The sequence below is a fragment of the Clostridium paraputrificum AGR2156 genome, from assembly GCF_000424025.1.
GTDB classification, from domain to species: Bacteria; Bacillota; Clostridia; order Clostridiales; family Clostridiaceae; genus Clostridium; species Clostridium paraputrificum.
On the sequence record NZ_AUJC01000001.1, the window covers coordinates 74,340 to 93,927 of the forward strand.

General features: G+C 29.1%; 14 protein-coding genes. All 14 read right to left on the reverse strand.

Annotation, left to right across the window (positions count from 1 at the left end; all coding sequences use genetic code 11):
- Positions 1-3 precede the first annotated feature (3 nt).
- Positions 4-561: a GTP cyclohydrolase I FolE gene (gene folE / locus G594_RS0100390; RefSeq protein WP_027096735.1), complete on the reverse strand. Its 558-nt coding sequence runs from the start codon at positions 559-561 to the stop codon at positions 4-6.
- Positions 551-1,297, reverse strand: coding sequence for an aminotransferase class IV (locus G594_RS0100395; protein ID WP_027096736.1), 747 nt, complete (start codon positions 1,295-1,297; stop codon positions 551-553). Before G594_RS0100395 ends, folE begins: the two co-directional genes overlap by 11 nt.
- On the reverse strand, positions 1,297-2,643 hold the full coding sequence (gene pabB, locus G594_RS0100400; RefSeq protein WP_027096737.1) for an aminodeoxychorismate synthase component I: 1,347 nt from the start codon (positions 2,641-2,643) through the stop codon (positions 1,297-1,299). The genes G594_RS0100395 and pabB overlap by 1 nt, the downstream gene beginning before the upstream one ends.
- Positions 2,630-3,220: an anthranilate synthase component II gene (locus G594_RS0100405; RefSeq protein WP_027096738.1), complete on the reverse strand. Its 591-nt coding sequence runs from the start codon at positions 3,218-3,220 to the stop codon at positions 2,630-2,632. The genes pabB and G594_RS0100405 overlap by 14 nt, the downstream gene beginning before the upstream one ends.
- Before the next feature lie 143 nt (positions 3,221-3,363).
- Positions 3,364-5,175, reverse strand: a complete 1,812-nt coding sequence (locus tag G594_RS0100410) for an ABC transporter ATP-binding protein (protein WP_034865781.1) — start codon at positions 5,173-5,175, stop codon at positions 3,364-3,366.
- Positions 5,176-5,189: 14 nt separating this feature from the next.
- Complete coding sequence (locus G594_RS0100415; RefSeq protein ID WP_027096740.1) at positions 5,190-6,902, reverse strand: ABC transporter ATP-binding protein; 1,713 nt, start codon at positions 6,900-6,902, stop codon at positions 5,190-5,192.
- A 952-nt stretch (positions 6,903-7,854) separates the two neighbouring features.
- Positions 7,855-8,151: a YciI family protein gene (locus tag G594_RS0100420; RefSeq protein WP_027096741.1), complete on the reverse strand. Its 297-nt coding sequence runs from the start codon at positions 8,149-8,151 to the stop codon at positions 7,855-7,857.
- Positions 8,152-8,174: 23 nt separating this feature from the next.
- Positions 8,175-8,939: a 2,3-diphosphoglycerate-dependent phosphoglycerate mutase gene (gene gpmA, locus G594_RS0100425; RefSeq protein ID WP_027096742.1), complete on the reverse strand. Its 765-nt coding sequence runs from the start codon at positions 8,937-8,939 to the stop codon at positions 8,175-8,177.
- 16 nt (positions 8,940-8,955) lie between these two features.
- The gene (locus G594_RS0100430; RefSeq protein ID WP_027096743.1) at positions 8,956-9,735 is read right to left on the reverse strand and encodes a ZIP family metal transporter; all 780 of its coding nucleotides are present in this window, start codon (positions 9,733-9,735) and stop codon (positions 8,956-8,958) included.
- A gap of 232 nt (positions 9,736-9,967) precedes the next feature.
- Positions 9,968-10,744 carry a class I SAM-dependent methyltransferase gene (locus G594_RS0100435; RefSeq protein WP_027096744.1) on the reverse strand — a complete coding sequence of 259 codons (777 nt, stop codon included), beginning with the start codon at positions 10,742-10,744 and terminating at the stop codon, positions 9,968-9,970.
- 68 nt (positions 10,745-10,812) lie between these two features.
- On the reverse strand, positions 10,813-11,400 hold the full coding sequence (locus tag G594_RS0100440; RefSeq protein WP_027096745.1) for a histidine phosphatase family protein: 588 nt from the start codon (positions 11,398-11,400) through the stop codon (positions 10,813-10,815).
- Between the two features lie 102 nt (positions 11,401-11,502).
- Positions 11,503-13,941 carry a DNA helicase RecQ gene (recQ, locus tag G594_RS0100445; RefSeq protein WP_034865783.1) on the reverse strand — a complete coding sequence of 813 codons (2,439 nt, stop codon included), beginning with the start codon at positions 13,939-13,941 and terminating at the stop codon, positions 11,503-11,505.
- A gap of 82 nt (positions 13,942-14,023) precedes the next feature.
- Positions 14,024-14,479 carry a thioredoxin family protein gene (locus tag G594_RS0100450; RefSeq protein ID WP_027096747.1) on the reverse strand — a complete coding sequence of 152 codons (456 nt, stop codon included), beginning with the start codon at positions 14,477-14,479 and terminating at the stop codon, positions 14,024-14,026.
- 54 nt (positions 14,480-14,533) lie between these two features.
- On the reverse strand, positions 14,534-19,183 hold the full coding sequence (locus G594_RS18060; protein WP_081663471.1) for a glycoside hydrolase family 84 protein: 4,650 nt from the start codon (positions 19,181-19,183) through the stop codon (positions 14,534-14,536).
- Positions 19,184-19,588: the final 405 nt, after the last annotated feature.

Genomic DNA, 19,588 nt, shown 5'->3' on the forward strand with positions numbered 1-19,588 from the left:
CTCCTATCTTTGAATTAAATCTAAAACTTCTCTTCTAAGATTATAGTTTTCCTCAAAGCATCCTCTATAAGTAGTTGTAAGAGTTCTAGTACCTGGCTTCTTAACCCCTCTCATAGTCATACACATATGCTCTGCCTCAATAACTACCATAACCCCTTCTGCATTTAAGTACTTCATTAAAGCATCAGCTACTTCTGAAGTTAACTTTTCTTGAAGCTGAGGTTTTTTAGCATAAGTTTCTACTGTTCTTGCAAGCTTTGAAAGCCCGGCCACTCTGCCCTTTGGTATATATGCAATATGAGCCTTACCATAGAAAGGAACTAAATGATGCTCACACATTGAATAAAATGTTATGTCTTTCTCTAAAACCAGGTCATCTCTATCAACTTCAAAAGTCTTCTTTAAGTGTTCCTCTGCTGTGGCATTTATTCCTGAAAATATTTCTTCATACATCCTAGCTATTCTATCTGGAGTTTCTATAAGACCTTCTCTGTTAGTATCTTCTCCAATAGCTTCCAATATAAGTTTTACACCTTCTTTTATTTTTTCCTTATCTACCATTATTTATTAACCCTCCTAGTTTACTGCTTATCATATTTGTTAAATCCCCTTGTTCAAAAACTCTATCATTAATTCCTGTTACCTTTATTACTCCCATTAAACTGTTGGTAATAAAAACTTCATCGCTATGGTAAAGTTCATCTAAAGTAATACTCTTTTCTATTACATTAAAATTACTTACAATCCACTCTCTAATTATACCACCTAGAAGTCCATCTTCAATTTTAGGTGTTAAAAGAACACCATTCTTTATTAGAAATATATTAGCACAGCTTGTTTCTGTAACAAAACCTTTTTCATTAAGAAATAAAGCATCATTATATCCATTTTTTATAGCTTCCTTCTTCTCAATGATGTTCTCTATATATCCATTCCACTTTATCTTGGTCATTTTTGATGTGGAATTTCTTCTAACCTCTGAAACCCTTAAGGTCATCCCCCTATTATAATCCTCACTTGTATAAAGATTATCCCTTTCAGTAATAATAATATTTTTAGGAGTAACTAAAATCTTTAACACCTTATTTTTTATATTTATATTTTCTAAAAAATCAAGAAGCTCTTTCTTCTCTAAAGTTTCTAACTCTAAACTCTTCATACTTTCTTCAAGCCTATTTAGATGTTCTTTTAAAAACAAAGGCTTATCTAAACAAAGAATAGTCTCAAAAAGTCCTTGTCCAAAGAAAGTACCTTCATCCAATAGAATTTTGTCACTATTATAAACTATTTCTCTCATTATAACACCTTCATTAAGGCTTTTGCTTTGTCAATTGTTTCAAACCATTCATCCTCAGGATTTGAGTCCCAAGTGATTCCCCCTCCAACACCAAAGTAAGCCCTATTATCCTTTTTAATTATTGTTCTTATTACTATATTAAAATCACAGTTTCCTCGGATATCAAAGTACCCAATAGAACCTGTATAAAGATTTCTCTTAAGACCTTCAAGCTCCTCTATAATTTCCATAGCTCTTATTTTAGGTGCTCCAGTAATTGACCCCCCTGGAAAACACTCCTTTATGCACTTAATAGAAGATGCCCCATCTTTTAATCTTCCTTCTACTGTAGAAACCAAATGAAATACAGTTGCATATTCTTCAATTTTAAATAGCTCTGTTACTTTAACAGAATGAGGAGTACACACCTTACTTAAATCGTTTCTTTCTAAATCTACTATCATCAAAAGCTCTGATTTATCCTTCTTTGAATTTATAAGAGCCTCTTTATTCTCTTTATCTTCTTTAGGATTTTTCCCCCTTGGTCTTGTTCCTTTTATTGGTCTTGTATGAACTTTTCCATCAACTACAGATAAGAACCTTTCTGGTGATGAACTTATCACTTGAAAATCTTCAAAGTTCATATATGCTGAAAAAGGAGCTTTATTAATACTTCTTAATTTTTCGTATATTTTAAAAGAAGGAGAAGTGTTTTCACACCATATTCTTCTTGTCATATTAGCTATATAAACATCACCACTTCTGATGTAATCTTTAAGCTTTCTTATAGCGTCTTCATATTCTTCTTTTTCAAAATTTGAGTAAAAGGTATTGTTACTCTCCTCAAATCTTACCTCTTCAAACTCCCTATATTCCTTTAGTTTCTCTAAAATCAATCTAGTACTATTTTCTATGTATCCAAGCTCAGTAATATATGTTTTCTTATTATATAAATCAAATATAATTAAGTTTTCATATATGTTAAAAATGCTATCAGGTATTAAAAAATCTTCCTTAGATGTATTAGGCAAATCCTCTAAAATCCTACCTATATCATAAGAAAAATACCCTATCGCCCCACCTATAAAAGGAAGATGACTTTCTCCCTTAAAACTGAATCTTTCCATTATCTCCTCTAAGCATGAAAAGGGATCATTTGACTCTATCTTTTCATTATTTATGTAAACTGAATTTCCTTGTGACCTAAAATTCAAAATTGGGTTTATACCTATAAACGAGAATTTAGATAATTCCATGTCCTCCTTAGAGCTATCTAAAAATATACTTTCCTTAAAATCCTTAAAAAGCCTATATGTATGAAACGGATCATAATATTTTTCTAATTCTTCTATCTTAAAGTTTACCATTCTTAAACCTCTTACACTCCTTTATAAAGTTATGTAGCATCTTGTGACCATCCTCTGTTAGCTCTGCCTCAGGATGAAATTGCACTCCAAAAATTGGATAGCTTTTATGCTCTATTCCCATTATAACCCCATCTTCTGTTTCTGCTGTAACCTTTATTTCACAAGGGAGATTATCCTTTGATATCACTAAGGAATGGTATCTTGTAACCCTTAGAGGATTTTTAATACCTTCAAATATTCCTTCATTATTATGAGTTATATAGCTAAGCTTTCCATGGACAGGCTCCTTGCCTTTAAGTATTTCCCCACCAAAATAGTGTCCAATGCATTGATGCCCTAAACATACACCTAATATGGGAATCTTTCCTTTAAATTTATCTATTATATCTAAAGATAAACCTGCTTCTTTAGGATTTTTAGGTCCTGGAGATATAACTATTCCACTATATTTATTTAAATCTATATTATTTATATTTATCTTATCATTTCTAACCACTTCTAACTCTTCTTCTAGCTCTTCAAAATATCTTACTAAGTTATACACAAAAGAGTCATAGTTATCTATCATTAGTAACATATTTACCCCCTTAAACTGTGACTAAAATCATTTCTCATTATAACATAAATGAAAACAAAAAGTAGGAGCAGCAAATTCACTACTCCTACTTTTTGTTTTATAAATAATTCTATTTACACTCTGTGATATCTACATAAACATATTTATCCTATCTTATTAAGAGTATATAAATTATAATACTTTCCACCCTTAGCAATAAGTTCCTCATGACTTCCAAGTTCAATTATCCTTCCATCTTCTATAACCATAATACTATCTGCATCTCTTATGGTACTTAATCTATGAGCTATTATAAAGCTTGTTCTCCCCTTCATTAAATTCAACATAGCTTGCTGAATTCTAAGCTCTGTCCTAGTATCTACGTTACTAGTAGCTTCATCTAATATTAATATTGAAGGATTTGATAATACAGCTCTAGCTATAGCTAATAATTGCTTTTCTCCTGCACTTAAATTGCTACCACCTTCTGAAAGGACTGTGTCATACCCCTCTGGTAGCCTTGATATGAACTTATGAGCATTGGCTATTTTTGCTGCAGATATTATTTCTAAATCTGTTGCAGCCTCTTTTCCATACATAATATTTTCCTTTATTGTTCCAGAAAATAAATAGGTATCTTGAAGTACTATCCCAAAGTTGCTTCTCAAGCTATCTCTTGAATAATCTCTTATATCAACCCCATCAATAGTTATTGATCCTTCAGTTATTTCATAAAATCTAGTTAATAAATTTACTATTGTAGTTTTCCCTGATCCTGTAGCACCAACTATTGCTAAAGATTTACCTTCCTCAACCTTAAAGCTTATATCATGTAATACTATATTATCCTCATTATAACCAAAACTTACATCTTTAAACTCTACGTTTCCTCTTACATTTTTTAATTTTTTACATGCTTTCTTGTCTTCTACTTCTTCCTTTTGGTCCAATACTTCAAATACTCTTTCTGCCCCTGCTAATGCTGATTGTAGGGTATTAAATATATTTGCAATATCATTTAAAGGCCTTACAAACTGTTTGCTATAACTTATAAATGAAGCAATTATACCTATTGTTATCATATTACTAACAGCTAAAATCCCTCCCAATAAAGCTACTACTGCAAATCCAAAATTATTTATTACATTTATTAGTGGCATTAAATATCCAGTCCAAATTTGTGCCTTATATCCCTTTACCCTTAAATCTCTATTTAAATCTTCAAAGGCAGATTTTATTTTTTCTTCATGATTAAAAGCCTTAATAACTTCTAAGCCAGATATACTTTCCTCAATATGTGCGTTTAAATTTCCTAAAGCAACTTGTTGTTCCTTAAAATATATCTTAGTTCTCTTAGCAATGGTTTTTGATAATATAAGAACTAATGGCGCAGTAATAAGTCCTGCTATAGTTAATATAGGACTTAATACAATCATCATTATTAATGAACCTATTATACTTATTGAACTACTCATAAGAGTTGATATTGAAGATGATATTGTAGTACTAATATTATCTATATCATTAGTTAATCTACTCATAATATCTCCATTTAAATTACCATCAAAATATGATGTAGGCAATTTTTGAAGTTTGTCAAAAAAGCCCTTTCTTATATTTTTTACTATTCTTTGAGAGATACCAGCCATAGAAAGTCCCTGAATAAGATTTATACTACTATCAATAACATAAACAGATATTAATATATAAATTATTCTTTTTACAACTGTAAAATCTACATTATTAACACCAACTGATATGACATCTACAGCTTTCCCTATTAAATAAGGAACTAAAAGTAATATTAATGTATCAGCTGCTATTAAGAAAAATATTAGTATAAAAAATCTTTTTTCTCTTCCAAATAATCCCCATAACCTAGATAATGTATTTTTTAAGTTTTTAGGCTTTTCATTGTTACTCATAAACCTACTTGCTTTAGATTTTCCTGAAGTAAAAGTCTTATCACCTGACATTTTCTTCCCCTCACTTATTGTTGCGATTTATAGATATCTTTATAAGTTTCACAATTACTCATTAATTCATCATGGGTACCCTCTCCAACAATCTTCCCATGATCTAATACAATTATCTTATCTGCACTTATTACAGAAGAAATTTTTTGAGCAATTAATATTGTTGTCATATCCTTTGAATATTTCTTTAATGATTTTCTTATTCTATATTCAGTATCAGTATCTAATGCTGATGTTGAATCATCTAATATTAGTATCTCTGGTTTTTTTATAAGCGCTCTCGCTATAGATATTCTTTGCTTTTGTCCTCCTGAAAGATTTGAACCACCTTGTCCAACAATAGAATCATATCCTCTATTAAATCCACTTATAAAAGAATCAGCATCTGCAATTTTACACACTTCTACTATTTCATCGTCTGTGGCATCCTCTTTGCCCCATCTTATATTTTCCTTTATAGTTCCTGAAAAAAGCACTGTCTTTTGTGGAACTATTGAAATCTTAGCCCTTAATTCTTCAAAAGTATACTTTCTTATATCTATTCCATCAATTAATATTCTTCCTAATTTAGCATAATAAAATCTAGGAATTAAATTTACTAATGTAGTTTTTCCACTCCCTGTGGACCCTACAATACCTAATGTCATACCCTTTTCTAAAGTAAATGATATATCATCAATTATAGGATCACCTTTTAATCCTTTATATGAAAATGTAACATTTTCATATTTTATATTTCCTTTTTCTGAAGAATTATAAGTTTTATCCTTTACCTCTTTAACATTATTTTCTTCTAAGAATATCTCATTAATTCTTTCTGATGAAGTTTTCGCACGTATTAAACTTGAGAAAATCATTGTAGTTGACATTAATGCAAATAAAAGCTGCGTCATATAATTAATAAAAGCCACTATCTTACCAACTTGTATAGTTCCTAAATTTACTCTTCTAGCTCCACTCCAAATTATAATAGCTATTGCTATGTTTACTATAAGTGTAATTATAGGATTAAATACAGCCATAAATCTCATAGATGCTATAGACTTACAAGTAAGATCATCATTAACATTTTCAAATTTCTCTTCCTCAAAATCAAAACGATTAAAGGCTTTAACAACTCTTACTCCTCTTAAATACTCTCTAATAACTCCATTTACCTTATCTATAGCTCTTTGAACCTTAAGAAAATACGGATATCCATACCTTAAATTTAAATATATTAATCCACCTACTATTGGAACTATAGTTAATACTATTAATGCCATCTTAAAATCCAACCTTATAGACATTATTATGCATCCTATAGCTAGCAAAGGTGCTCTAACAAATATCCTCATTAACCCATATATAAAGTTTTGTATATTAGTTATATCATTTGTTAACCTTGTTATTAATGAACCTCTTTCAAACTTATCTATATTGTCAAAATCAAAACTTTGTATCTTATTAAATACATCTAATCTAAGCTCTGCTCCAAAATCTTGAGCGACTGTAGTTGCAACTCTATTTCTATTGATAGCTATGAAGGCTCCAAAAATACTTACTCCAATCATTATAAATCCGTACTTTAAAACCATACTCATATCATTTGTAGAAATACCATCATCAATTATAATAGATGTTAATGTAGGTTGAAGTAAGTCACATAAAACTTCAAGCATTACACATCCTACCGCTAAAAAAAACATCTTATAATATTTCTTAAAATACTTGTGTAAAAAGTTCATTATATATTTCTCCCTTCTAGAAAATAAAAACTCTTACCTGTATAACCTTAATACAAGTAGGAGTTTATCTTTTGTGATTTACCTTATGAAATATAGAATTTTAGTAAAATTTTCGCTTATTAATAGTGCAGTATCAGTAGTAAATAATACCTTTTATACATTAGAGAAACTACACTTTATGTGTTATATATTTTTCGATTATAATAGCTATTATTTCTTTTTAACTTTTTCCATTAAGTTGTATTGCTACCAAAAACTTTAAATCAAAATCATTTCTTTCTTAGTATATGATTTGTATAAGTATTTGGAGATAATTCCTCTAAAATGGACTTTTTCATAAAGTAATCTGTCAAAGTCATCTTTCGTGTCTTCCTTTAGACACATAACAATGGCTAGTGGTACCTTTTTGTCTTTTTACAATCAAAAAGTGTATCCGTAAATCCCCTCTTACTTATGACACGGTTCTCTATGACTAATTCTAAATTTCCTATATTCAAATATATTTAACCTTCATTAATTATAATTTTCACGTCCTACTAAATATCTTTATAAACTAACCACTAACTTCTCAATTTTATAATAATCATTTCATTTACCATAATGACTCTCATAATTTCTCATTTACCACTTACTTACTGATGATTACATCATAAATTCCACTCAGCTAGCTTTTTTCCTATATATTTATATATTGTTATATTGTTATATTTACAAAAATATATAAATATTTATTTTTGCATCTATCTATAAATAAATTAATTATTTCAATTTAAAATATTTAATGGCTATTCAAGGAAAACAATTCTAATTATAATCATAACTATAATAAAAAAATATCGTATTTTCTATTTTGAACTGCACCTTCTCTACTTAACAGAAGGAAGTTCATCTTTGAATAATACGATATTTCTATAAGGTAATAACAATCTATTCTTTCTAATATTTTTACATATTATTTGTTAAACCATTCATTAGGCAATTGGTTGAAATAATGAACAGAAAATTCTATAACATTATAATCTTGTAGACCAAAAACCTTAAAAGGTTCTTCAGACAAATACCCCTCTACCTCTTCAATAGATTCTGCTTTCATAACAAATATTCCACCACTCATATCATCTTTTAGCCCAGACATTAATATTAATCCTTTATCCATTGCTTTTTGGGTATAAGCCATGTGTTTTTTCATAATATCATCATTAATTAGACTAGAATCTTTAAGCATACCTTCAACAATAAAATATTTCATTTGCTCCCATCCTCCTATAACTATTATACGGTCTCTATTTCCTTATTTTTAATATTCCCCTGATTTAATACACTATTAGTCTTTTTTGCAATTTCCTCTTCATCACCTAAATAATGCTTTTCTATAACCCTAAAATCATCATCAAATTCATATACTAATGGAATTCCTGTAGGTATATTTACTTCTAATATTTCTTCTTCTGAAAGATTTTCAAAATATTTTACTAGTGACCTTATTGAATTACCATGTGCTACAATTAATACTCTTTTGCCTGATAGCATGTCCTTTTTTATAACATTATTAAAATAAGGAACAACTCTATTTATTGTGTCTTCTAAACTTTCACAAAGGGGTAATTCATGTCTATTTATACCACTATATTGTACTTGCTTTTTAGGATTCTGATTGCTTGTCTCATCTAAAACTGGAGGTCTTACAGAAAATGATCTTCTCCATATTTTAACTTGCTTTTCTCCATATTTCTTAGCAGTCTCAGCTTTGTTTAATCCTTGTAATGCACCATAATGCCTTTCATTTAATTTGTATGATTTAACAACTGGAAGCCAATCTCTATTCATTTCTTCTAATACTAAATTTAAAGTATGGATAGCTCTCTTTAAATAAGAAGTATAACAAACATCAAAATCGATTTCTTCTTCCTTTAAAGCTTTTCCAGCTAATATTGCTTCTTTTTTTCCTTCTGGAGATAAATCTACATCACTCCACCCTGTAAATAAGTTTAATTTATTCCATTCACTTTCTCCATGTCTTATAATAACCAATCTCATAGCTTACCCTCCTTATCTATGATAATGCTACATCTAAAATCATCATAATTACAAAGCCTATAGAAAAAGCTATTGCACTAATATCCGATGAATTTCCTTCTGCCGCTTCAGGGATTAACTCTTCAACTACAACAAATATCATTGCTCCTGCTGCAAAAGAAAGAAGATACGGCATTACAGGAGTAATAATACTAGAAAATGCTATTGTGATTGCTGCTCCTATAGGTTCTACTATCCCTGATAAAGCACCATAAAGAAATGCTTTATTTTTACTTAACCCTTCACTTTTAAGAGGCATTGATATTATTGCACCTTCAGGAAAGTTTTGTATTGCTATTCCTATAGAAAGTGCAAAAGCAGAAGCAAGAGTTATTGTATCTCCTCCATTTAGGATTGATGCAAATACAACTCCCACAGCCATCCCCTCTGGAATATTATGAAGTACTACCGCTAATACAAGCTTTGTAGTCTTTTTTAAACTATATTTATTTGTACCTTCTGGTTTATCACTATCTACATGAAGATGTGGGATTACTTTATCTAAAGAAAATAAAAATATAATTCCACTCATTACTCCAACTGCTGCTGGAACGAAAGAAAGCTTCCCCATTCCACTAGACATATCTATTGCAGGAATAATTAATGACCATACTGCCGCTGCCATCATAACGCCAGAAGCAAATCCAAGAAGTATTTTATTAATCTTCTTATTCATTTCTTTCTTCATGGCATAAACACCAGCCGCACCTAATGATGTACCTAATAGTGGAATTAAAATTCCTATTAAAACATTCATTTCCTTCTCCCCCTTTATATAAAATCAATTTAGCCTATTTTTATTAGCTAATAATTTCTATTAATTAATATTTTATACATATTCCTCTTACTTATCAAGCATTTAATCTAATTCTTTTTATTTTATTACAATAATGTATGTATTTAGAAATCAATTGACAATTAATAATAACCATAATATCCAAAATAATAAAAAATGACAGTACTTTTTTATACTGTCATTTTATAATATCTTATTCTTTTCTTAAAATATCTAATGTATGAGCACTTGCGCCTAGTAAATCCGCTCTTTCACAAGTTGAAAGGTGGTACTCAATAAAAAGTTTATATGTTTCTTCATCCATAGAATTTAGAATTGGACGCATATAGTTAGCTGGACCATCAGCGGATATCAGCTTTATTCTTTTTATTCCTGCACCTTCATTAACTTTATCAATATCTTCAATTCTTACATAATCATATAAATCCTCTGGCTCTGAAATAACATGAAAATCTTTACTCACCTTACCCTTTGCAATAGACTCTTTTATATGGTTTTCTTTAAATCCATATGTTAATATGCTATATTCATTCATACAATAAGCTACTAAGATAACACCACCCACCTTTGTTACTCTCTTAGCTTCTTGTAGTGCTTTTATTTTATCCTCAATTGTATATAAATGATACATTGGTCCAAACACTAATGTCATATCAAATGTATTTTCTGAGAATCTTGATAAGTCTAATGCAGTTCCTTGATAAGCTTTAACAGTGCTTCCCTTTGACTTTAAAACACCTAAATTATGCTTTACAAGTTCCACCGCTGTAACATCATATCCTTCATTAGCTAGTTGAACAGAATATCTTCCAGTCCCTGCACCTACATCTAAAATCTTGGCATTCTGATTTTCCTTTAAATATTCATGAATATACTTCATAGATGTTATATATTCCACTTGTCCATGCTTTCTAGTTAATCTTTTATCTTCACAAAATTTATTATAGTATTTCTCTAATTCTACTGTCATATTATCATGTCCCTCATTTATAATATTTAGAAATTACAAGCTATAGGGCTCTTAATTTCTAAGAATTATTATACTACATTTTTTAAAGGATCAATAACTTCTATAAATTTAAACTCATTATCTTCAAATTCAAACTTTAAAATACAACAATTAGTAAATTTTATTGGTTCTCTCTTAGAAATATCTTCCCATTTTCTTAAGAACATAAAACATGCACCACCATGACTTACAGCTAGTACAGTTTCATGATCTTCCTTATTCATAATTTCTGTAAGAGTTTTATTCATTCTTTTTTGAACTTCTAAATCTTCTTCACCATTATACTGGACAAAAAAATCTCCATAGGTTCCACCTTTTCTATTCTTAGGATTCAAATCCTCACTTTCTCCTTCAAAAGTTCCAAAATTCCATTCTTTTAACCCTTTAAGTCTAACATATTCCATATCTGTAATTATCTCTAATGTATCACATGCTCTTTCTTGAGTTGATGAATATGCATGATCAAATTCTATGCCATTTTCCTTAAAATAATCCTTGGCTAAGGTTGCTTGTCTAATTCCCTCTTGCGTCAAAGGCGAGTCACAAGCACCTTGAACCTTTCTTCTTAAATTAAATAAAGTTTGTCCATGTCTCATTAAATAAAGTGTTTTCTTCATTGTAACCTCCCAATATTAAATATGCATCCCTATAATTTTACTACTTGAAGTGAACTCTAAGTCAATACAAAAGCCAATGATATTTTTATCATTGGCCTATAATTACTCTTGCATTATTTTTCTTTTTAATATTACAGCTCTAATACACTCATATTTAATATAATCTGGTAAAGATTTTTTAATAACTTGAATTTTATCTATTCCATGTTTATTTATAGCATTTAATATTATTTCTTCATCCTCTTTATTGTAGTATTTATCTAAATCTATTTTTATACTGTTATCACCAGTAGACTTTATATAATCTGTAACATATCCAAGGATTGTTGAAATTGATATTTCCATATCTTCTGATACACTTTCTATTTCCTCACACATATTAAGTCTATCTAAGGTTATTTCTGATGCACTTCTAGTTTCTCCATCTATAATAAGCTTCTTTCTCTTCTTCTCTTTCCAAGTAGGATTAAGACCCTTTTCAATAATATAATTATCTACTTCTTCAATTATTGAATCACCATATTCCTCTATTTTCTTTGGCCCAATTCCTCCTATATCCTTAAGCTTATCTAGGGTATTGGGATAACGTCCACTTATCTCTTTTAAGGTATTTTTACTTAAAATCATTGATACAGGAAGGTTTAGCTTATTTGCAAAGCCTTCTCTTAATTTAATAAGTCTTTCTAATAATTCTTTATCACTATTAACTTCAAAATAATCATCTTCTATTTCTTCAGTCTCTTTATTATCTATAGCTACTTCCTTTTTTATATTATTAGCTATAACATACTCCTTAATAATTTCTATAAATCTTTCTCCATATCTTTCATACTTAATTTCTCCAACACCAGATATCTTAAGCATTTCCTCTTTATCTATAGGATACTTAATACTCATCTCTCTTAAGGTTCCATCACCAAATATCATATATGGAGCCTTCTTTTCCTCTTGTGCTATTTCACGTCTTAATAAAGATAACTTATCAAACAAATCATTAATTTCTACTCTATTACTTTCAATATTAACATCCTTTAATAGAACTTTAATTTCTCCTTTTACAACCTTATAAGATAAATTATTTAAAGCAACTGTAGAAAACTCCTCATTTACTTCTAAATATCCATGAGCAATTAAAATATTAATAAACTCCTTTAACCCATCACTAGAGTATTCTTTCATTATTCCATAAGTACTTAATTCATTAAATCCTAGATTTAAAAGTTTTTTATTCTTAGAACCTCTAAGAACATCTACTATCATACCAACTCCAAAACTTCTTTTCATTTTATGAATACAGGATATAACTTTTTGAGCATCTATAGTTTTATCCCTAACCTCACCTTTATTTAAACAGTTACTACAATTATCACATTCGCCTTCATAGGTATCACCAAAATAATCCAAAATATATTTTCTATAGCAACTATTTATATAAACTAAACTCATCATTTGTTGAAGCTTTTTATATTGTTTGTTCTTTCTTAAAGGGTCTTCTGTACTTACTTCAATTAAATATTTTTGAGTAATAACATCTGCTGGTGAAAAAAGCATAATACACTCACTTGGTTCACCATCTCTACCAGCTCTTCCTATCTCTTGATAATACCCCTCAATATTCTTAGGCATATTATAATGAATAACATACCTTATGTTAGGCTTATCAATACCCATTCCAAAAGCATTTGTTGCAACTATTATATTGGTATCATCATTTATAAACTCTTCCTGACTTTTTATTCTTTCATCATTTGATAAACCAGCGTGATATTTTCCAACGCTAATCTTATTTTTCTTTAATAAGTCATATATACTCTCAACTTCTTTTCTTGTAGCAGCATATATTATCCCTGAATCTTTAGGATTATTTTTAATGTAGTTAACTAAAAACTTCTTTTTATCTGAGCCCTTAACAATGTTTATTCTTAAGTTCTCCCTATCAAATCCAGTAACAAATATCTTAGGTTCCCTAAGTTTTAATAAATTTATAATATCATTTCTTACTTCTTCAGATGCTGTAGCTGTAAATGCTGTTATTATTGGTCTATCTACAAGCTTAGCAATAAATGTTGAAATCCCTTTATAACTAACCCTAAAATCATGTCCCCATTGAGACACACAGTGAGCTTCATCAATGGCTACTTGAGCTATCTTCATTTGAGCTATAACTGTAATAAATTCATTTGAGTTTAGTCTTTCAGGCGCAACATATATAATTTTATATTTATTATTTACAATTCCATTTATAACCTCATTAAACTCATAGGTAGACAAAGAACTATTTAAAAATGCCGAGTTAAGACCTACTGAATTTAATGTATCCACTTGGTCTTTCATAAGAGATATAAGAGGTGAAATTACTATTGTTATCCCATCTAACATTAAAGCTGGAATTTGGTAACAAAGTGACTTCCCTCCCCCTGTTGGCATAATAGCAAGCGCATCATTTCCTTTTAATATCTCATCTATTATTTTTTCCTGTCCTCTTCTAAAACTCTTATATCCAAAGTATTTTTCTAATATTTCTAATTTATTAATGGCCAATACTATTCCCCTACTCTCATACTATGTCTTATTTTAATTCATTTCCTCTTAATCTCTTATTATACTACTATACTAAAAATACTTATAGCTTTCCATTAAACCACCCTTTTAACTCATCTACTCCTCCTAATGTATCATATCTATCCTTTTCAATATTTCCTTCAAAGTATATTATTGTTGGAACGCTTTCAACTTTTACTTCTTTTAATATTTCCTTCATTAATTCATTATTTTCGTTTCTAGCTTTATCTGTATCAAATAAATATATTTTTTCTTGTGAATTCTTATCTAATACTTCCTTCAGATTTTCATCTAGTTGAAGACATCTATCACATGTTTTTCTTGAAAAATATATTATTTTATCCTTATCTTCTTTTATTAAATTTGATATTTCAAATACCGATACACTCTTAAAATTTAATTCTTCAACTGTTTCTACATTCTGTGTTTCTTTTTTATCCTCAATATCATTATTAGTACATGCTATAGCTCCAAACATTAAACATATAGATAGTGATATAAAAATAAATTTCTTCATAAATACTCCTCCATTATGTATAAAAGGAGGATACTATGCTATCCTCCTCTAATTTTATTCTACTGTCTTTTTCTTTCTAAAATATAGACTAGCTAATCCTGCAATTACAACTAATGATCCAAATAAAAGTATTTTACTTCCTTGTGTATCACCAGTCTTAACAGTTTCACCATCACTATTATCCCCTGATGGATTTGAAGGTTTTGATGGTTCTTCTTTGTCAACACTTGGATCTACTGTTTTTTTCTCAAGAGCTTTTATGGAATCATCTAATGCTTTTAATACATTATCTACCTCTTCTTGTGCAGCATATTCATTATTTAATACAGTTTTTGCATTATTTAATTCCTCTTTAAGTGCTTGTATAGTTTCTTCTGTATATTCTACATTGCTTTCAATAATAGAATTTGCTCTATTAATTACATCCACTAAATCCTTAATATTAACTAATTCTGTAATTGAATTTATTAAATTTAATTTAGCATTATCTATATCATCTTGAGATACACTTGCTAAGTCGTTTAATATATCTTTTGCTTTTTCTAATGCTTCTATAAATTTACCATAACTTGATTTTGTATAATTTTCTTCTACATATTTATTAGAAGATGCCACTAATTCTTCCAAATCAGTTATATCAGGAACATTATAGTCATTTATTGTTACTATTTCATATATAGTAGGAGCTATACCTTGCCAATCAATCCTAATTTCAAAAATATTATCATACTTAGTATTTACAAGTTCAGTTAAGCTTTTATTTAAAATTCCAAGCTCATTCCAAATAGCTTCTCCATATTCATTATATCCTGTTCTAACCATAACCTTTGCATTTGATATAGAATTTCCACCTTGAACAATATTTATCTTCTTAACATCAGTCTTTTCAGATAAACGATAAGTTAAACTTCCTGATTTTATTTTATCACTATTTGTATTTGGCTTATATGCTGTAGTTAAATCTCCATCATTTATATTTCTTGGTGAAAATCCTTCTAACTCTATTGGATTTGATATATAAGTTGGGTCATTAATAGTTGAAATATATTCGCCATCATTTATTAAAATTTCACTTATTTTAACCCATCTATACTTATAATCTGCAGTAAACAATATTCTTAAATACCTAGCTTCTTTACTTGTATCCAACTCTCCCCTTACAAAAGCATGGGAAATTGGTACTATTGTTGTGCTATCTCCATGAGAATATCCAGCTTCAACTGGTTTAGAGTTTATATCACTATTATCATTCTCTTTTCCATCACCAATAGTAATTACATCTGTCCAACTTTCACCATCATTAGATATTTGGAATTTAGCATCTCTTAAATAATCTTTTTCTGTATCTAGCACAGCATAAGTAAGGTTCTTCACATCAATTGTTTGACCCAAATCAAATACTATACTTCCATCTTTTATTGGGGATGCATCAAATGATACTGAAGTACTAAAGTTTTTATCAAATATACTTCTAACTTTACCATTAATTTTAGTAAATGTTGATTCTAAAGATGGTTCATATATTTCGTTAGATTTAACTTCAAATTTATTTAAATTAAATATTACATCCTTACTAGCTAATAATCTTACATATCTAGCATCCTGTAATTTACTATTATCATTCATTGTTATATTGGTCCACTCTACTCCATTCATAGATGTTTGTAAACTTAAGCCATCTTCATTTGATACCTCTACTAAAATTTCACTTAAATCTTTAATCCTATTTAATTTAACTCCTATATATTCCTTTGCATGTAATATTATATTCTCTTTCGGATTTAATTTAGTTAATCCCTCATTTTCAAAAGTTGATAAAAGTTCTAAATTAGTATTAGTATAAACATTTTTTGTTGATGCATCTGCGCCATGCTTTTCAACACTGATTTCTGATAATATTATCCACTTATGAAGGTCTACTTCATTAGTTAATCTAATATATCTAGCTTCTTTTCCATCAAAGTTTTCCTCAATAACATCTTGTCCAGAATCTTTACCACTATATTCTTTAAACTTTGTCCAATTTAAATTATCTGTTGAATACTCTAGTTTATAATTACTCCATTTATCAGATGAACCACTTCTTCCAAGTACAAATCTAACCTTTCCAATTGGAATTACTCTTCCCAAATCAACTCCAACGAAATCTCCAGCATAAGTCATATCTCCATCATTAGTTTTATACCAAACATCTGTAGAATCATCACCATCAAATAAATTAGACTCACTACCTGAATAAATTCCTTTCCAAGTTGAAGTTCTTATTACAGTTGGATTAATATCTGGTTGCTCTACAATATTCTCTTTATTAACTGTAATATCTTTAATTCCAAACCAAGTATTGACTCTAGATTTAGTTGCAGTAACACGAATTCCCATTGCATCTAAGTTTAATCCATCTATAACAATTTTTTGTGGCATAGAATAGAGTTTGCCTTGTTCTAAATCTAACCAACTTTTCCCGTCTAATGTGTATTGAATCTTAGCTTCTTGCATTGTATCATTTGGATTTGAAATAGCTCCTAAGGAGAATTCTATATCTTTAATATTAATTACTTTATTATATTTAACTCCAATGTAAGTTCCTTCTGATATTGTATTCGGATTCTTGTAAACAATTTCTGTAGAAGGATTATTATCCAAAATATTATTTAAATCTCCTGTTGGAGTATCAGTTCTATTAGTTATAACTGTAGTGATAACCTTAGATGGATCAACTATACCAGAAACTATTGGAGATAAAAAAGATTGCATATTGTTTATAAAAGGTACAATATGTTGAACACCTACTTCTGCATATTCTGTATGGTCTACATAATTAAATCCATAAGTTTTTGATTTCTCCAGTGACGATTGAGCTTCTGAATAATGAGACCATAATTCACTTCTATTACCCTCTTCATTTGCAATAATAGCTTTTAAGTATTCAATTGCTGCAGTTGTTGTATCTTCCCAACAATTTAACCAATAAATAATTTGGTCTCTTGTTTTTCTATTTCCTGGATTACTCTTATAATAATTAGCTGCATCTTTAATTTTTGTAAATTCCTCTATTAATAATAATGCATCCTCTTTAACATTAACTCCAGAATCACACTTTTCCTTAAAAGCCTTTAATTTTGGAGCTAATTCAATAGATTCTTGTAATGCTGTAACACGATTGTCCATATTTTGATTTATCATGTGTTTACTTATTTCACGCAAAGCAGCTGAAGCTTCTGTCTCTATTGCTGTATTATGATCCATATATTTAAAAGAATCATTCCAGTTCTTATCTGCTTGCTCCTTTGTCTTCCATATATTCCATGAATAATCTGCAACTGCAAATAGAGCTGATTTATTTGCTTCTGATTGCTGCATTGGGTTTAACATTATTCCTTCTATAAGTGTTGGATCAACACCTGGATGTAAGAATGTATCATTACCTCCCATTATTAAATGGCTCTTTGAATTATCAGAACATGGCCAATTAATCCAATAATATGGGGATCTACCTGTGTTATTCTTAAATGTTTGAGAGAAATTTTGAGTTACTTCTCCCCATATCCTTCCGCCTGTTTGTACAAGTTGTACATTTTCTGGTGCTTCTTTTAAAGATGTAAACTCAGCACCTGATCCATTCCCCATATAATCATAAGGAACATATGGTAATGTAGTTTTCATATCAGGATATTCAAGCTTTACTTCATTTTCTAACCAATTAGTTATATCATTTACTAATCTAAGACCTAGTTCTCCACCTGGATTAGCAAAATCATCTGCCAATATGGCAACTTGTCTAACCCCTTGATCAATAACTTGCTTAAGTTTAGATTTTAAATCCACTAAATCCTTCTGATATCCAGCTTCATCTTTTCCTATTCCAAAAGCATCATTTCCTGGAAATGGATGAATTCCATAAACAAATCTACATTTAGAAGCATTACCTGCATCTGCTAATTGTTTGATCCACTTAAGCTCATCTTCAGTATATAGCGAACGCCATTGAACTCTATGTTTTGGATCATCCTTTGGCGCATAAAAATAAGCATTTAACTTATAATATCCACCATAAGTCATAAGATCTGCTCTATCTTGAACTGACCAAGGATTTCCATAGTAACCTTCTATAAACCCACGAGTTACTACATTTGCATAATCTTCTATTTTAAAGTTTCTTATTTCATTATCAGTTACTTGATTAAATATATGATATAAAGTTGTTAATCCATAAAATGCAGAATCTGTATCTTTTCCAAGAACAGTAATAACATTATTATCAGATACTAAAAAATAAGAATCTGTTTTACTAAAAAGATTTTCTGTTAATAAAGTATATTTCTCTGCATACCTATCAACAGCTTCACCAGAACCATAAACCCCTACTAAAATATTAGTTTTTCCATTTATAATTTGGTTTGAATCTGAAACTTCATAAGAAATGCTATGAGCTTTTAGTATCTCATCTTCAAGTCTAGACTTAGTATAATTATCTATCCCTTTCTCATAAACAACGTTTACATCACTACCAAAATTAAAACTTCCTTCTTCATATTCTACACTCTGTGGTGAAGGATATATCTCATAGTCAGTATTAACCTTTTCAATAGCTGTTACTTTTATATCACTAGTTTCAGCTGATACACTTATTGCACCTAGCATATTAGATATCACCATAACACCTATAATCATTGCAGATAAATATCTTTTTGATTTTCTTATCATACCACTCTTCTCCTTTCTTTTTATTTTTATGGGTTTACTTTAATCTCAATACCTGATTGTACTTGTATCATAGAGTAAGACTCTTACTTTAACATTGTTTTTTCTTCTTAAAATCAACACCTCCTTATTCCTATATATTTTACTCTTAGACAATACTATCTTTAAGAAGTAGTATTTGTTAAGTATTTAGGCATAGTTTATTTGTATAATACCTATAATAAAATTTATATCATACATGGGATTTTTTTACATTGCATAAATAAGTTAAAATTTTATACTTTTTATTTTGGACAAATATTCAATACTATAAAATCATATACCTTCTCTTAATAAAAAGAACCTCCTTATAATTCTTTTATTATAAGGAAGCTCTTTTCTATAACTTCTTATTCAAGGATCATTTAT

Bases quoted from the DNA above. Each gene is read 5' to 3' on its own strand.
- folE (WP_027096735.1), bottom strand. From the start codon at position 561: ATGGTAGATAAGGAAAAAATAAAAGAAGGTGTAAAACTTATATTGGAA.
- G594_RS0100395 (WP_027096736.1), bottom strand. From the start codon at position 1,297: ATGAGAGAAATAGTTTATAATAGTGACAAAATTCTATTGGATGAAGGT.
- pabB (WP_027096737.1), bottom strand. From the start codon at position 2,643: ATGGTAAACTTTAAGATAGAAGAATTAGAAAAATATTATGATCCGTTT.
- G594_RS0100405 (WP_027096738.1), bottom strand. From the start codon at position 3,220: ATGTTACTAATGATAGATAACTATGACTCTTTTGTGTATAACTTAGTA.
- G594_RS0100410 (WP_034865781.1), bottom strand. From the start codon at position 5,175: ATGTCAGGTGATAAGACTTTTACTTCAGGAAAATCTAAAGCAAGTAGG.
- G594_RS0100415 (WP_027096740.1), bottom strand. From the start codon at position 6,902: ATGAACTTTTTACACAAGTATTTTAAGAAATATTATAAGATGTTTTTT.
- G594_RS0100420 (WP_027096741.1), bottom strand. From the start codon at position 8,151: ATGAAATATTTTATTGTTGAAGGTATGCTTAAAGATTCTAGTCTAATT.
- gpmA (WP_027096742.1), bottom strand. From the start codon at position 8,939: ATGAGATTGGTTATTATAAGACATGGAGAAAGTGAATGGAATAAATTA.
- G594_RS0100430 (WP_027096743.1), bottom strand. From the start codon at position 9,735: ATGAATGTTTTAATAGGAATTTTAATTCCACTATTAGGTACATCATTA.
- G594_RS0100435 (WP_027096744.1), bottom strand. From the start codon at position 10,744: ATGACAGTAGAATTAGAGAAATACTATAATAAATTTTGTGAAGATAAA.
- G594_RS0100440 (WP_027096745.1), bottom strand. From the start codon at position 11,400: ATGAAGAAAACACTTTATTTAATGAGACATGGACAAACTTTATTTAAT.
- G594_RS0100450 (WP_027096747.1), bottom strand. From the start codon at position 14,479: ATGAAGAAATTTATTTTTATATCACTATCTATATGTTTAATGTTTGGA.
- G594_RS18060 (WP_081663471.1), bottom strand. From the start codon at position 19,183: ATGATAAGAAAATCAAAAAGATATTTATCTGCAATGATTATAGGTGTT.